Source organism: Variovorax endophyticus (genome assembly GCF_025376855.1).
Lineage (GTDB): Bacteria > Pseudomonadota > Gammaproteobacteria > Burkholderiales > Burkholderiaceae_C > Variovorax.
This window is the reverse complement of sequence record NZ_JAHUTH010000007.1, coordinates 225,755-239,632: the sequence shown is the minus strand read 5'-3', so window position 1 is coordinate 239,632 and position 13,878 is coordinate 225,755. Positions and strand designations below refer to the sequence as shown.

The following is a 13,878-nucleotide window of genomic DNA, read 5'->3' as shown; positions in this document are numbered from 1 at the left end:
ATGCGCCGTCCCGCCCTCGCGGCAATCGCGCTCGCCGCCGTGATGCTGGCCGCGGGCTGTGCGGTCGGCCCCGACTACAAGGCGCCCGAAACCCCGCTGCCCGTGAGCTGGAAGCTCGAGGCGCCGTGGCGCGAAGGCACGCCCAACGACATCGCCGACAAGGGCCCGTGGTGGAAGCGCTACGGCGACGCGCAGCTCGACGCGCTGCAGGAGCGGGCCGTGGCCGGCAGCCCCACGCTCGCCATTGCCGGCGCGCGGCTCGCGCAGGCGCGCGCCACGCTGGCCTCGAGCTCGGCCGCGCAGTACCCGCAGCTCGGCCTGGGCACGCGCGCTTCGCGGCTCAAGATCTCGGCCAACCGGCCGCTGACCAACTACAACACCGCCAATTCGTCGACGGTGCAGAACGACTTCGCGCTCTCGCTCAACGCCAGCTACGAGCTCGACCTCGCGGGCCGCGTGCAGCGCAGCGTGGAAGGCGCCACCGCCTCGGCCGAGCAGTCCGCGGCCGACCTCGCCAACACGCGGCTGCTGCTGTCGGCCGACGTGGCGAGCAGCTATTTCAACCTGCGCTCGACCGATATCGAACTCGACGTGCTGACGCGCTCGATCGCGCTGCAGCGGCGCGCGCTCGAGCTGGTGACGGCGCGCCACGACCTGGGCGCCGTCTCGGGCCTCGACGTGGCGCAGCAGCAGGCGCTGCTCGAGACCACGCTGACGCAGGTCGACGTGCTCAAGAAGCAGCGCGCGCAGTACGAGCATGCGCTCGCCACGCTGACCGGCACGCCCGCGCCCTCGTTCGCGCTGGCGACCGACCTGCGCGAGATCCGCCCGCCCGCGGTACCGCTGGGCGTGCCCTCCGACGTGCTCGAGCGCCGGCCCGACGTGGCCTCGGCCGAGCGCGCGATGGCCGCGGCCAATGCGCAGATCGGCGTGGCGACCGCGGCCTTCTATCCGAGCATCCTGATCGCGCCCACGGTCGGCGTCGACAGCCGGTTGATCGAGTCGCTGTTCGATGCGCCCAGCCTTCTGTGGTCGGTCGGCGTGTCGGCCACGCAGGTGCTGTTCGACGGCGGCCGCGTGCGCGCGGGCGTGGACTTCGCGAAGGCCGGCTATGACGCCACCGTCGGCAACTACCGCCGCGTGGTGCTGACCGCGATGCAGGAGGTGCAGGACGGCATCGACGGCCTCGCGGCGCTCGAGCGCGCGACCGCCCAGGCGCAGTCGGCCGTGGCCGCCGCGCGGCGCGTGCTCGACATGGCCAACAGCCGCTACGAGGGCGGTGCCTCGACCTACCTCGACGTGATCACCGCGCAGCAGTCGCTGTTGACGGTGGAACGCCAGGCCGCACAGCTGCAGGGGCAGCGCCTGCTGACCTCGGTGTTCCTCGTGAAGGCGCTGGGCGGCGACTGGTGCGGAGACAGCGGCGCGGACGCCGCGCTCGCCGCTAGAACAGGCTGCCCTGCCCCGGCGCGCCAGGTGGCCGAAAAGCGCTGAGGTCGAGCGCGATGCGCTCGCGGTTGAAGCCGATGCGCGCGGTCGCCTTCTCGAAGCGCTGGCGCAGCAGGTCGGCCCACAGGCCGGTGCCCTTCATGCGCGTGGCGAAGTCGGCGTCGTAGTCCTTGCCGCCGCGCACGTCGTGGATGCGCGCCATGATGCGGTCCGCGCGCTGCGGGTAGTGCAGCGCCAGCCACTGCTTGAACAGCGGCGCCACCTCCCAGGGCAGCCGGATCATGGTGTAGAACGCGCTGCGCGCGCCCGCCTCCCAGGCCGCCTCGAGCACCTGCTCCATGTCCTCGGTCACGAACGGAATCTGCGGCGCCACGCTCACGCCCACCGGCACGCCGGCCTCGGCCAGCGTGCGGATGGTGCGCAGCCGCCGGTGCGGCGCCGCGGCGCGCGGCTCGAGCTTGCGCGCGAGTTCGCCGTCGAGCGTGGTCACGGTCACGTACACCGCCGCCAGGCCGCGCGCGGCGGCCGGCGCGATCAGGTCGAGGTCGCGTTCGATCGCGCTGGACTTGGTCACCAGCCCGAAGGGGTGGTTGACCTCCGACAGCAGCTCGATCAGCGAGCGCGTGATGCGCAGCTCGCGCTCGATCGGCTGGTAGCAGTCGGTGGCCGTGCCGATCGCGATGTGGCTGGGCCGATAGCTCTTGCGGCCCAGCTCGCGGCGCAGCACCTCGACCAGGTTGCGCTTGGCGATCAGCTTGGTCTCGAAGTCCAGCCCCGGCGACAGGTTGAGGTAGCTGTGCGTGGGCCGCGCGAAACAGTAGATGCAGCCGTGCTCGCAGCCGCGGTAGGGGTTGATCGAGCGGTCGAAGTAGATGTCGGGCGAGTCGTTCTCGTTCATGGCCGACTTCACGTCCTCGAAGCGCACCTCGGTGGCCAGCGGCTCGAGCTCGTCGGCCTCGGCGGCGTTCTCCTCGAGCGTGCCCCAGCCGTCGTCGAAGGCATCGCGCTCGTCCTTCGAGAAGCGGTGCGCGAGCCGCGTGGCGGCGCCGCGGCCCTTGATGGCATGGATGGGGATGTGGGCGGCGGGTGGCATGGCGCGACTCCTTCGCGATCTCGATACTGTTTAAACATACAGTATTTCACCATTCGCTCAGCCTTTGGCAATTTTTTAATTTCTTTCTTGACAGAAATTTCGGAAGTCCTAGACTCCAGCGCATGGAACTCACCGACATCCAACGCAAGTTCGTCCTCCACTGGGGCGAGATGGGCTCCATGTGGGGCGTCAACCGCACCGTCTCGCAGATCCATGCGCTGCTGTTCGTGCACGGCAAGCCGATCCATGCCGAGGAGCTGTCCGACACCCTGGGCGTGGCGCGCTCCAACGTGAGCAACAGCCTGAAGGAACTGCAGGCCTGGAACCTGGTGCGCGTCACCCACATGCTGGGCGACCGGCGCGACTACTTCGAGACCAGCGTCGACGTCTGGGAGCTGTTCCGCACCGTGGTGCGCGAGCGCAAGGAACGCGAGTTCGACCCCACCATCCGCATGCTGCGCGAGATCGTCGCGAGCCCCGACTTCCAGAAGGAATCGGCCGATGCGCAGGACCGCATCCGCTCCACCATGGACCTGATGGCCAAGCTCGCCACCTGGGCCGACGAGATGCTGCGGCTGTCGCCCGGCACGCTCGACAAGGTGCTGACGCTGGGCGCGAGCGTGCAGAAGTTCGTCCGAGGCGACGCGCCCGCCGCCGGCAAGGACGATCCCGACGCTCACCACGCGAGCCTGCCGATGATCTGAGGCCGGCTCTTTTTTTGCCCATTTATTTCTGTTTTGACAGAAATATCGAGAACGAAGAACACCATGTCCCGCTCCACCGCCATCGCCTACCCGCTGACCGTCTACTACGACGCCACCTGCCGCCTGTGCAGCGCCGAAATGGGCGCGATGAAGGCGCGCGACGCGGTCGCGCGGCTCGTTCTGGTCGACTGCTCTCCGCCGGATTTCGAGGCCGGCCCGGCGCCGCGCGAGGCCCTGATGACCGCGATCCACGTGGTCGATGCGGCCGGCCGCGTGCAGGTCGGCGTGCACGCGATCCGCGCCTGCCGCGAGGCGGTCGGCCTGCCCAGCGGCGGCGCCCTGCTCGACCTGCCGCTGGTCGCGCCGCTGGCCGATCGCGCCTATGCCGCGCTGGCGCGCAACCGCCAGCGCCTGCCCGGCTGGTTCGTGACCCTGCTCGCCGGCCCGGCCGCGAAGGCCTCGCGCACTTGCGCCGACGGCCAGTGCCGGCTCTGACACCCGCACCGCCTTCCCCACGAGGAGTTCATCGCATGCCCAGCGTCTTCCAGCCCGATTTCCGCCTGCCGCACGCCGCCGATGCCTCGGCCCCGGTCAGCCGTGCCGACACGCAGGACTACTTCACCGAGGTCGCCACCGACTATGGCGCCTGGAGCCCCAGCTACAACATGCACTTCGGCTACTGGCGCGCGGGCCTGAATCCGCTGCGCCGCGAAGGCATGCTGGTCGAGATGAACCGCGAGGTCGGCCGCGCGCTGCGGCTCGGCGAGCGCCCCACGGCCGACGGCCGCCACTGCGTGCTCGACCTGGGCTGCGGCGCCGGCGCCACCGCGCGCACGCTGGTCGGCGACGACCGCCGCCTCTATGCCGTGACCGTCACCAACGTGCCGGTGCAGAACCGCATCGCCGCGCGCCTCGACGCCCAGGCCGGCGTGGCCGACCGCATGGCGCACCTCGAGGCCGACTACACGCGCACCGGCCTGCCGGCCGCGCAGGCCGACGGCGCCTGGGCGCTCGAGAGCGCCTGCTATGCCGAGGGCACCGCCAAGGCCGACTTCGTGCGCGAGGCCGCGCGCCTGCTCAAGCCCGGCGCGCGGCTGGTGGTGGTCGACGGCTTCCTGCTGCGCCGCGAGCCCGGCCGCCTCGCGCGCTGGCTGCACCGCCTGTGGGCCGACAGCTGGGCCGTGCCGACGCTGGCCGTGCGCGCGGACTTCGTGGCCGCGCTGCGCGAACACGGCTTCGAGGACATCGACGTGCGCTCGCTGCGCTGGCGCGTCGCGCCGAGCGCGCTGCACATCCCCGCGCTCGCCACCCGCTTCACGCTGGCCGAGCTCTGGAAGGCGCGCGGACGCCTGAGCCCCTGGCGCCGCAAGCACATCGTGGCCAGCTACTGCGCGCTCGCGCTGGGCATGTTCTGGCGCAACTTCGACTACTGCATGGTCAGCGCCACGCGGCGCGCCGACTGAGCCCGCACCCGCACACACACCGAAGAGGAGAAGGATCCCGATGCGCAACGAACCCGACGACGACACCCGGTTCTCCGGACTGGCTCCGATCGATGGCCCCGCACCTCCCGCCGGAGATCCGCCGAAGCGCCGCCTGCCCTTTCGCTGGTTCTGGCCGATGCTCGCCGGCGCGGCGATCGCCTTCGTGCTGCGGCTCGCGTTCAGCGGCGCGCCGGGCCACGGCTACTCGGCGATGCTGGGCACCTTCATCTTCCTCGCACCCGCGCTGTGCGGCGCGGTCACGGTCTACGTCGCCGAGCGCATCGAGCGCCGCAGCTGGACCTACTACCTGGTCGCGCCCTGGCTGTCGACCGCGCTGTTCGTGCTGGGCACGCTGTTCGTCTTCATCGAGGGGCTGATCTGCGCGATCGTGGTCGTGCCGGTGTTCGCCGTCATGGGCAGCCTCGGCGGCTTCGCGATGGGGCTGGTCTGCCGCGTCACGAACTGGCCGAAGCCCGCGCTCTACAGCTTCGCGGTGCTGCCATTGGTGCTGGGCGCGATCGAGCCGCAGTTCCCGAACCCCGAGCGCCTCTCGTCCACCGCGCGCACCCTGTTCATCGCGGCACCGCCCGAGCGCGTGTGGCACGAGATCAACAACGCGGGCGCGATCCGCCCCGAGGAGCTCGGCGATGCCTGGGCCTACCGCATCGGCGTGCCGATGCCGGTGTCGGGCGTGACCCAGGAGACGCCCGAGGGCCGCGTGCGCATGGTGCGCTGGCAGAAGCAGGTGCATTTCGAGGAGCTGGTCATCGAGTGGGAACCGGCGCGCCACGTGCGCTGGCGCTACCGCTTCGCGCCCGACTCCTTCCCGGCCGGCGCGCTCGACGACCACGTGATGATCGGCGGCCACTACTTCGACCTGCGCGAGTCGGGCTACACGCTCGTGCCGCGCGACGGCGGCACCGAGCTGCGGCTCGACGTCTCGTGGCGCGTCAGCACGCGCTTCAACTGGTACGCGGACCGCCTCGCGCAGTTCCTGCTCGGCGATTTCTCCGAGCACATCCTGCGCTTCTACAAGGCCCGCAGCGAAGCCACGGCGACCGCCGATGCGCACACCGGCCCCATGATCCGCCCATGAGCCACGACACCCGCCCGGTCTTCCAGCAAGCGCTCGGCCCCGCCTGGGACCGGCTGGGCGACGCGATCCGCCGCCACTACACGATGGCCCCGCATTCGAACGACCACGTCTGCGTGCGCGGCACCATGCACGAGGTCCACCATGCGCCCTGGGCCGCGCTGCTGATGCCCTTCGGCCGGCTGTTCGGCGCCCTCGTGCCCTACACCGGGCGCGAGGTGCCGATCGAGGTCCACTACCGCTGCCGGCCCGACGACCCGCACCTCTACTGGGACCGCATCTTCCGCTTCGCGGGCCGCGCGCCCTTCCACTTCCGCTCGCACATGGAGCACGACGCAGCCGACGGCGCGCTGGTGATCGAGTACGTGCGCTTCGGCATCGGCATGCGCCTGGCGGTGAGCGCCGAGGACGGTGCGCTGGTGTTCCGCGACCGCGGCTACGTCTGGCGCTTGGGCCGCCTGCGCATCCCGCTGCCGCTGGGCCTGCTGCTGGGCACGGCCTACGTCGAGGAACGGCCCGACCCGCGCGACCCCGACGCCTTCAGCATGCGGATGCTGCTGCGCCACCGCTGGTTCGGCGACGTGTTCCGCTACAGCGGCAGCTTCCGCCTGCCCGACGACCTTCCCAACGACAGGTGATCCGCGCCGGCGCCACAATCGCCCCACCATGCCGCGCCGCCCCGAGAACCTCTACCCGCAGTACCACGCCCACGTCTATTTCGGCCCCGCCACCGTGGCCCGAGCCCGCGCGCTGTGCGAGCAGGCGGGCCGCGAGCTGATGGTGGTGGTGGGCCGGGTGCACGAGCGCCCGGTCGGCCCGCATCCGCACTGGAGCTGCCAGCTCGCCTTCGACGCGGCCGAGTTCGACGCGGTCATCGGCTGGCTCGACAGCCACCGCGACGGCCTCGACGTGTTCGTGCACGGCGTGACCGGCAACGACCTCGCCGACCACACCGACCACGCGATGTGGCTGGGCAACGAGAGCGCGCTCGACCTAAGGATGTTCCGGCACTGACCGGGACGGCGCGTCCTCCGCCGCGCCGTGCACCTTGAAGAAGCGCGCGCCCTCCACCTTCTGCCCGATCGCCTGCTCGTAGGCCGCGCGCACCGCCTCGGGCTGCCCGGCCTGGCCGAAGAAATCCTTGAGATAGGGGCCGAGCAAGGGATGCGCCGCGAGCTCCCGGCGCGGCAGGCCCTTGGCCATCTCCTCGCGACAGGCCGAGGGCAGGAACACGTCGCGGTTCTTCTGCGGATCGCGGATCAGCCCCTTGGGCTCGTGCGCCGGGTCGGCCTGCATCGCCTCCAGTTCCTCGAAAAAGCGGCGCCGCATCATCACGATGCCCTTGTCGCTCTGGCCGAGCTTCTCGCGCGTGCGGTCGGTGACGGCACCCTGCCCCACCCAGACGGCGAAGTCCTGGTTGGCGACGTGGCTGGTGATCCAGCGGCCCGTGACCGGATCGCGGGTGGGCCCGTACCACGACGGAATGCGCTCCTGCACATAGGGCTCCTGCTCGGTCGGCACGCGGCTCAGCACCCACAGCACGCTCAGCGTGTGGTGGTCGTCGATCGGCACGCGCCATTCGAAGTGATGGCCGAGGAAGAAGCCGTTGGGCCACAGCGTGACGCGCCCCTCGGTCCACATCGGGTTGTCCTCGCGCTCGCCGCCGCGCAGCCGCCGGTAGACGAAGCCGTGCTCGAACTCCTCGAACGCGAGCTTCAGGTGCGTGGGCACGTACGGGCCTTCCTCGCCCTGCAGCCGCGTGGTCCAGTTGTTGTGCGTCCACTCGAAGTGCACCGGGTCGATCGAGTTCTCCTGGCACTGGAACCAGTTGCACGGGATCTCGGCGAACACCGCCTGCGCGAAGCCGTTGGCGCAGTTGAACAGCTCCCAGTCAGGCAGCAGCGGCGCGGGCTGCGGCCCCATGTAGGCCCACAGCAGGCCGGCCTTCTCCTGCACCGGGTAGGCCTTGATCCGCGTGCTGCGGCGCATGCGCGCGCCCGGATCCAGCGTCTCCTCGAAGGGCTGGTGCACGCACTGCCCGCCCGCGTCGTACTGCCAGCCGTGGTAGCTGCAGCGCAGCCCGCACTGCTCGACGTAGCCGTAGGCCATGTCGGCATTGCGGTGCGGGCAGCGCCGGTCGACCAGCCCGTAGCGGCCGCCGAGGTCCTTGTAGAGCACCAGATCCTCGCCGAGGATGCGCAGCGGCTTGACCGCCTGCGCGTCGAACTCGCTCGCACCGGCGACCGGGTGCCAGTAGCGGCGCAGGTAGTCGCCCATCGGCGTGCCGGGGCCCACTTCGGTCAGCAGGCGGTTCTTCTCTTCGCTCAACATCGTCGTCTCCTGTTTCCTGGTCAATCCGCACGGATGCCGAACTCGCGCACGAGCCGGCCGAAGCGCTGGTCGTCCTGCGCGATCTGCCGCGCCAGCACGGCGGGCGCGCCGCCCACCGGCTCGATGCCCAGCGTGGCCATGCGCGCCTGCACCTCGGGCATGCGGAGGATCTCGTTGAAGTGGGCGTTGAGCGCCTGCACGATCGCCTCGGGCATCGCCCGCGGCCCGAGCAGGCCCATCCAGGCGTTCAGGTCCACGTCGCGCCAGCCGAGCTCGTACAGCGTGGGCACCGTGGGCAGCAGGGCCGCGCGCTGGCGCTGCGCCACCGCGAGCGGCAGCAGCTTGCCGGCCGCGATGTGGCTGGCCACGGCACCGGGCGTGATCCAGCCCACGCTCACATGGCCGCCCAGGGCGTCGTTGACCACCGGCGCCACGCCGCGATAGGGCGCATGCACGAGCGCGATGCCGGCGTCGCGGTTGAACAGCTCGCCCGCGATGTGCATCGGCGAGCCCGCGCCCGGCGTGCCGTAGGTCAGCGCGCGCCCGGCCTTCGCGGCCGCCACGAGCTGGGTCGCGCTCTGCAGGCCGGTCGAGGGCGCCGTCACCAGCAGCAGCGGGATGTCGCCGGTCTTCACGATCGGCGTGAAGTCCCGGACCACGTCGTGCGCCACGCCGGGACCGGCCTTGAGCACGTGCTGCGCGATCGGGAAGGTGCTGGGCGTGAACAGCAGCGTGTAGCCGTCGGCCGGCGCCTTCGCCACCCAGGCGTTGCCGATCATGCCGCTCGCGCCGGGCCGGTTGTCGATCAGCACCGGCTGACCGACGCGCTGCGACAGCTTCTCGGCATAGGTGCGCGCGATGGCGTCGGTGTCGCCGCCGGCCGGGTAGGCCACGACGATGGTGATCGGCCGCGCGGGCCAGGTCTCGGCGGTGGCGGTGGCGGCGAACGCGCTCAGCGCCGAGAACAGCGCCGCGGCGGCCATCGTCCGGCGCCGGAGTGGATTCATCATGGGCTTTCCTTTCTTGCCTGTGCGTGGAGCCACGGGATCGGGGCCAGTGCAATGTAGGAAGCCGGGCGCGGGGCCCCAAGATATAGTTTCACTGAGTGAACCACTTCGGAAGGCCGCGGCATGTCGGACACCCAGGGCGCGCAGGGCGTGAAATCCATCGACGCGCTGCGCCGCGGGCTCGAGGTGATGCTCGCGATCCAGCGCTCCTCGGCCGCCACGCTGTCGGAACTCAGCCGCCAGACCGGGCTGTCGAAGGCCACGCTGCTGCGCATCCTCAAGACGCTGCAGCAGGCCGGCTGGGTGGAGCGCAACGAACTCGAGAAGCGCTACGTGCCGACCTCGGCCGCCGGTGCCCCGGGCCCGCTCGTCGAGTGGCGCGCGCGGCTGTCGGCGCTGGCGGCGCAACCGCGCGCCACGCTGCAGCGCAAGGTGCCCTGGCCCACCGACCTCGGCGTGCGCGACGGCAGCGCGATGCTGATCCTCGACGCGCACCGCCCGATCAACGGGCTGGCCGTGAACTACCGGGTGCTGGGCTTTCGCCCGCCGATGCTGATGTCATCGCTCGGGCGCTGCTACCTCGCCTTCTGCCCCGAGGACGAACGGCGCCAGCTTCTCGCGGCGCTCGCGCGTTCACCGCACCAGGTCGACCGCGACGCGCGGCGGCCCGAGAACGTGCGCCGCATGGTGGCGAACGCGCGCGCCCAGGGCTACGTGTCGCGCGACCCCACCGCCACCAGCATGGATTCGCCCGACCGCTTCGGCGCCATCTCGGTGCCGGTGCGGCTCGACGAACGCGTGGTCGGCTGCATCAGCTGCGCCTGGCTGCCCGCGGTGCGCAGCGAGCGCGAGATGGTGGCGCAGCACCTGGCCGACCTGCAGGCGGCCGCGCAGGGCATCGAGCGCAAGCTGCGGCAGGCCGGCTTCGAGCCGGCGCCGCCCCCGGGCTGAATCAGAACTCCGCGTCGAGCTCGTCGATCTCGTCGGGCTCCTGCTTCGCCGCCGCCACCCATTCCTTCATCGCGGGCAGTTCCATCACGCGCTTGCAGTAGGCCGTGCAGGCGCTGTCGAGCGCCACGTCGTAGCTCAGGAAGCGGGTGACCACGGGCGCGTACATCGCGTCGGCGATGCCCGGCTGCTCGCCGAACAGGTAGGGGCCGCCGTAGGCCTTGAGGCATTCGCGCCAGATCGCCACGATGCGGTCGATGTCGGCCTGCGCGCGCGACCACACCTTGAAGTTCTTGAAACGGGCCTTGATGTTCATCGGCAGCGCGCCGCGCATGGCCGCGAAGCCCGAATGCATCTCGCCGCAGATCGCGCGGCAGTGGGCCCGGGCCGCCACGTCGGCGGGCAGCAGGCCGGCCTTGGGCTTGATCTCGTTGAGGTACTCGCCGATCGCCAGCGTGTCCCACACCTTCACCGAGCCATGCTGCAGCGAGGGCACCAGCATCGAGGACGACAGCAGCAGCATCTCGGCCTTCATGGCCGGGTCGTCGGGCGGGATGATCTTCTCGCTGAAGTCCAGGCCCGCCAGCCTGCACATCAGCCAGCCGCGCAGCGACCAGGCGCCGTAGTTCTTGCTGCTGATGGTGAGAACGGGTTTGGCCATCGGGTGTGCTCCTTGGTGCCGGCAAGCGCCGCCGGTGGCCTCAGACGTGCAAGCCCTGTGCCACCCGTTCCATCCCGGTGCGCCCGGCCTTGGCCCGCAACTTGCCTCTGGCACTGCAACGCACCACAACCATGCTCTACCGCGTCTACCAGAACCAGGCCGACCTGCTCTCCCCGCTGCGGCTCGCCTCCCAGTACATGGCGCGCGCGCTCTGGCAGGACGGCAGCGAGCGCACCATGCAGCGGCGGCTGGCGGCGCAGTGCGAGGTGTTCTCGCGCATGCGGCTCACCCACAGCCGGCCGCCCTACGGCATCGCCAGCGTGCCGGTCGACGGCGACGAGGTCGCGGTGCACGAGGAGGTGGCGCTGAGCGCGCCCTTCGGCACCCTGCTGCATTTCAGGAAGGACGGCGACCATCCCACGCACCCGCCCGTGCTGCTGGTTGCACCGTTGTCGGGCCATTTCGCCACCTTGTTGCGCGAAACCGTGCGCACCCTGCTGCGCGACCACGACGTCTACCTGACCGACTGGCACAACGCGCGCGACGTGCCGCTGTGGCAGGGCCGCTTCGGCCTCGACGACTACACGCTGCAGCTCATGGCCTTCCTCGAGGCCGTCGGCCCCGGCGTCCACATGGTCGCGGTGTGCCAGCCCTGCGTGGCCGCGCTGGCCGCCACCGCGCTCATGGCCGAGGACGACAACCCCGCCACCCCGCGCAGCCTCACGCTGATGGCCGGGCCGGTCGACTGCCGCATCAACCCGACCGCGGTGAACCGCCTCGCCACCGACCGGCCCATCGACTGGTTCCGCCGCAACCTCATCAGCCACGTGCCCTGGCCGCATGCGGGCGCGATGCGGCGCGTGTACCCGGGCTTCCTGCAGCTCGCGGCCTTCATGAGCATGAACCCCGAGCGCCACAAGAAGCAGTTCGAGGACATGTACCGCCACCTGGTCGAGGGCGAGCTCGAGAAGGCCCGCACCATCGGCAACTTCTACGACGAGTACCTGGCGGTCAACGACCTGCCCGCGGAGTTCTACCTCGAGACCGTGGAGCGCGTGTTCCAGACCTACGACCTGCCGCGCGGCCAGCTCACCGTGGGCGACCGCACCGTGAACCCGGCCGCGATCCGCCGCACCGCGCTGCTCACGGTCGAGGGCGAGCGCGACGACATCTGCGCGGTGGGCCAGACCGTGGCGGCGCAGGACCTCTGCACCGGCGTGCGGCCCTACCTCAAGGCCCATCACCTGCAGGCCGGCGTGGGGCACTACGGCGTGTTCAGCGGCAGCAAGTGGAACGCACAGATCTATCCGCGCGTGCGCGAGACCATCCACGCGGCCGCCGAGCTGCACTGAACTACGGCTGGGGCAGCGCGGCCTCCACCGCCGCCGGCTGGGCCGGCCGCCCTCCCGCCTCCAGATATTTCCAGTACGCCACATACCCCGAGAGGTAGTGCTCCACGTCGTCGATGCGCACGCGGAAGCTGTGGTGGCGGATGAAGAAGCTGCCCACGATGCGCTGCGGATTGCGGAAAAACATCGCGAGCTCGGGCCAGAAGTGCCCCGTGAGCAGGTAGCGCGCGCGCTGCTCGAGCGCGCGGTAGAACTTCTCGATGTCGAAGCCCTCGAGCAGGTGCGCATGCGCGGGGTCGGCCTGCAGCCGCGTCACCATCTTCTGCGCCGCCATCATCAGCTCGAGCAGGGTCGGGAAGGTGGTGATGCGATTGAGCACGAACTCGAGGTGGTCGCGCACATTGTCCAGGCCGAAGCGGAAGTAGCGCTCTTCCGGCCGGTACAGCGTGAGCTCGTTGACGCAGTAGCTGAGCCAGTGGTCGTGCGCCTCCCAGTGGCGCGCCTCGATGAAGTGCGCGAAAGCCTTTTCCACCGCGCGCAGCCAGCGCTCGTCGCGCGTCAGGCCGTACAGCCGCATCAGTCCGAAGGCGGCCTCGCCGTCGTAGTAGATGATGCGGTTCTCTTCCTTCACACGCAGGTCGGGATGGTGGAGCACATGCACGAAGCGGCCGCTGGCCGGGTCCTGCATGTGCAGGATGCCGAGCGCGAGCTGCTCCATCAGCGGCAGGTAGGCCTGCTCGCCCGTGAGCTCGGTGTACTTGACCATCGCGAGCAGGCACACGGCATTGCCGCCGAGCTTGATCTCGTCCTCGATGTCGACCAGGAACGCGGCCTGCGCCCCATCGGGCAGGGTGGCGGGCCGGATCAGCTCGCCCGTCAGGTGGCCCAGCGCGCGCTCGATCGCCGCCTTGTGCTCGGGCTTGCGCGTCAGCTCCCAGCCCTCGATCAGCGCATAGGTCGAGCTCGCGTGGCGCAGCGCGTTGTAGGTGGGAATGGCGCGGTCGAAGCAGGGAAACCAGCCGTAGTGGTAGGCGCCCGCGCTCTTGACCTGGCGCGCGAGGTAGGCGGTGCTGGTCTCGACGATCTGGCGCACGCGCGGCGCGTCCCAGGCCGGCAGCCGGCGATAGCCGCGGCCCACGCCTTCGTGCTCGATGCGGTGCGCCTCCTTGCCGTCGGTGAACACGGCGCGCGTGTCGAACACCCACACCGGCTGCTGCGGATCGGTGGGCCAGCTCAGCTCGCGGCCGTAGCGGTGCTGGCCGAACAGCCGGAGGTTCGCCGCGTTGGGCGTGGCCTCGTCGAACTTGCCGTCGTAGAGCACGGCGTGGGCACCGATGTCCTGCTCGAGCATGGCCACCGACAGGTCGGCGTCGAAGGCGATGCCGCTGCGGAAGTAGTTGCGCTTGGTGGTCGAGAGCGCCTGCTGCAGTCCCTTCCAGTGCATCGCCTGCACCGTGTGGACCACGTCCGCGCGCAGCCAGATCGGCGCCGTGCTCTGCTTGCGCAGCCAGGTCTGCAGCAGTTGCGCGCCGCGGCGCCACACCTCCTCGAAGTTCCTGCCGCGCACCGTCACTACGTGGGCGCGCTCCTTGCCGTTGCAGGCCGACAGGAACAGCACGCCCGCGCCCTCGGGCGCCGACGCCTCCATGCACTCGGCCCACGTCGCGGCCACCGCGGGCTTCGCGCACGCGAGCAGTTCACCCAGACTCATCGAAGATTCCTCACATGGCTTCCATCGGCTGGCGATGCGATGGCTGCG

Annotated in this window: 14 protein-coding genes; 9 read left to right on the top strand and 5 right to left on the bottom strand. The window is 70.6% G+C overall.

Translation table 11 applies throughout. The features are described from left to right. Entirely contained in the window at window positions 1-1,494 is a 1,494-nt protein-coding gene (locus KV106_RS11810; RefSeq protein WP_261210478.1) for an efflux transporter outer membrane subunit, read from the top strand. Here KV106_RS11810 and KV106_RS11805 read toward each other — a convergent pair. Continuing rightward, the gene (locus tag KV106_RS11805; RefSeq protein ID WP_261210477.1) at window positions 1,445-2,542 is read right to left on the bottom strand and encodes a PA0069 family radical SAM protein; all 1,098 of its coding nucleotides are present in this window, start codon (window positions 2,540-2,542) and stop codon (window positions 1,445-1,447) included. The genes KV106_RS11810 and KV106_RS11805 overlap by 50 nt on opposite strands. A gap of 122 nt (window positions 2,543-2,664) precedes the next feature. On the opposite strand from KV106_RS11805, the gene KV106_RS11800 reads away from it, so the two are divergent. The 6 genes from KV106_RS11800 (at window position 2,665) to KV106_RS11775 (ending at window position 6,837) form a co-directional block, all read left to right on the top strand. Continuing rightward, window positions 2,665-3,246, top strand: coding sequence for a GbsR/MarR family transcriptional regulator (locus KV106_RS11800; protein ID WP_261210476.1), 582 nt, complete (start codon window positions 2,665-2,667; stop codon window positions 3,244-3,246). Between the two features lie 63 nt (window positions 3,247-3,309). After that, entirely contained in the window at window positions 3,310-3,741 is a 432-nt protein-coding gene (locus tag KV106_RS11795; RefSeq protein ID WP_261210475.1) for a thiol-disulfide oxidoreductase DCC family protein, read from the top strand. A gap of 35 nt (window positions 3,742-3,776) precedes the next feature. After that, a complete protein-coding gene (locus KV106_RS11790) occupies window positions 3,777-4,709 on the top strand; it encodes an SAM-dependent methyltransferase (protein WP_261210474.1) in 933 nt (310 codons plus the stop codon). Window positions 4,710-4,749: 40 nt separating this feature from the next. After that, window positions 4,750-5,826, top strand: coding sequence for an SRPBCC family protein (locus KV106_RS11785; RefSeq protein ID WP_261210473.1), 1,077 nt, complete (start codon window positions 4,750-4,752; stop codon window positions 5,824-5,826). Next, complete coding sequence (locus KV106_RS11780) at window positions 5,823-6,461, top strand: DUF4166 domain-containing protein (RefSeq protein ID WP_261210472.1); 639 nt, start codon at window positions 5,823-5,825, stop codon at window positions 6,459-6,461. Before KV106_RS11785 ends, KV106_RS11780 begins: the two co-directional genes overlap by 4 nt. A gap of 28 nt (window positions 6,462-6,489) precedes the next feature. After that, window positions 6,490-6,837, top strand: coding sequence for a DOPA 4,5-dioxygenase family protein (locus KV106_RS11775; RefSeq protein ID WP_261210471.1), 348 nt, complete (start codon window positions 6,490-6,492; stop codon window positions 6,835-6,837). On the opposite strand, the gene KV106_RS11770 is transcribed toward KV106_RS11775, so the two are convergent. Then, window positions 6,817-8,154, bottom strand: coding sequence for an aromatic ring-hydroxylating dioxygenase subunit alpha (locus tag KV106_RS11770; RefSeq protein ID WP_261210470.1), 1,338 nt, complete (start codon window positions 8,152-8,154; stop codon window positions 6,817-6,819). The genes KV106_RS11775 and KV106_RS11770 overlap by 21 nt on opposite strands. Before the next feature lie 20 nt (window positions 8,155-8,174). Next, complete coding sequence (locus tag KV106_RS11765; protein ID WP_261210512.1) at window positions 8,175-9,161, bottom strand: tripartite tricarboxylate transporter substrate-binding protein; 987 nt, start codon at window positions 9,159-9,161, stop codon at window positions 8,175-8,177. Between the two features lie 123 nt (window positions 9,162-9,284). Between KV106_RS11765 and KV106_RS11760 the strand changes: the two genes are divergently transcribed. Further along, on the top strand, window positions 9,285-10,112 hold the full coding sequence (locus KV106_RS11760; RefSeq protein WP_093343200.1) for a helix-turn-helix domain-containing protein: 828 nt from the start codon (window positions 9,285-9,287) through the stop codon (window positions 10,110-10,112). A gap of 1 nt (window position 10,113) precedes the next feature. Here KV106_RS11760 and KV106_RS11755 read toward each other — a convergent pair whose 3' ends face one another. Then, a complete protein-coding gene (locus KV106_RS11755) occupies window positions 10,114-10,770 on the bottom strand; it encodes a glutathione S-transferase (RefSeq protein WP_057592442.1) in 657 nt (218 codons plus the stop codon). 131 nt (window positions 10,771-10,901) lie between these two features. Between KV106_RS11755 and KV106_RS11750 the strand changes: the two genes are divergently transcribed. Further along, window positions 10,902-12,122 carry a polyhydroxyalkanoate depolymerase gene (locus tag KV106_RS11750; RefSeq protein WP_057592441.1) on the top strand — a complete coding sequence of 407 codons (1,221 nt, stop codon included), beginning with the start codon at window positions 10,902-10,904 and terminating at the stop codon, window positions 12,120-12,122. Window position 12,123: 1 nt separating this feature from the next. Here the strand turns inward: KV106_RS11750 and KV106_RS11745 are convergent, their stop codons facing one another. Then, window positions 12,124-13,830, bottom strand: coding sequence for a Mur ligase (locus tag KV106_RS11745; RefSeq protein ID WP_261210469.1), 1,707 nt, complete (start codon window positions 13,828-13,830; stop codon window positions 12,124-12,126). Window positions 13,831-13,878: the final 48 nt, after the last annotated feature.

Coding starts and splice junctions, on each gene's coding strand:
- KV106_RS11775 (WP_261210471.1), top strand. CDS start 6,490: ATGCCGCGCCGCCCCGAGAACCTCTACCCGCAGTACCACGCCCACGTC.
- KV106_RS11805 (WP_261210477.1), bottom strand. CDS start 2,542: ATGCCACCCGCCGCCCACATCCCCATCCATGCCATCAAGGGCCGCGGC.
- KV106_RS11785 (WP_261210473.1), top strand. CDS start 4,750: ATGCGCAACGAACCCGACGACGACACCCGGTTCTCCGGACTGGCTCCG.
- KV106_RS11795 (WP_261210475.1), top strand. CDS start 3,310: ATGTCCCGCTCCACCGCCATCGCCTACCCGCTGACCGTCTACTACGAC.
- KV106_RS11780 (WP_261210472.1), top strand. CDS start 5,823: ATGAGCCACGACACCCGCCCGGTCTTCCAGCAAGCGCTCGGCCCCGCC.
- KV106_RS11790 (WP_261210474.1), top strand. CDS start 3,777: ATGCCCAGCGTCTTCCAGCCCGATTTCCGCCTGCCGCACGCCGCCGAT.
- KV106_RS11745 (WP_261210469.1), bottom strand. CDS start 13,830: ATGAGTCTGGGTGAACTGCTCGCGTGCGCGAAGCCCGCGGTGGCCGCG.
- KV106_RS11750 (WP_057592441.1), top strand. CDS start 10,902: ATGCTCTACCGCGTCTACCAGAACCAGGCCGACCTGCTCTCCCCGCTG.
- KV106_RS11810 (WP_261210478.1), top strand. CDS start 1: ATGCGCCGTCCCGCCCTCGCGGCAATCGCGCTCGCCGCCGTGATGCTG.
- KV106_RS11765 (WP_261210512.1), bottom strand. CDS start 9,161: ATGAATCCACTCCGGCGCCGGACGATGGCCGCCGCGGCGCTGTTCTCG.
- KV106_RS11755 (WP_057592442.1), bottom strand. CDS start 10,770: ATGGCCAAACCCGTTCTCACCATCAGCAGCAAGAACTACGGCGCCTGG.
- KV106_RS11800 (WP_261210476.1), top strand. CDS start 2,665: ATGGAACTCACCGACATCCAACGCAAGTTCGTCCTCCACTGGGGCGAG.
- KV106_RS11760 (WP_093343200.1), top strand. CDS start 9,285: ATGTCGGACACCCAGGGCGCGCAGGGCGTGAAATCCATCGACGCGCTG.
- KV106_RS11770 (WP_261210470.1), bottom strand. CDS start 8,154: ATGTTGAGCGAAGAGAAGAACCGCCTGCTGACCGAAGTGGGCCCCGGC.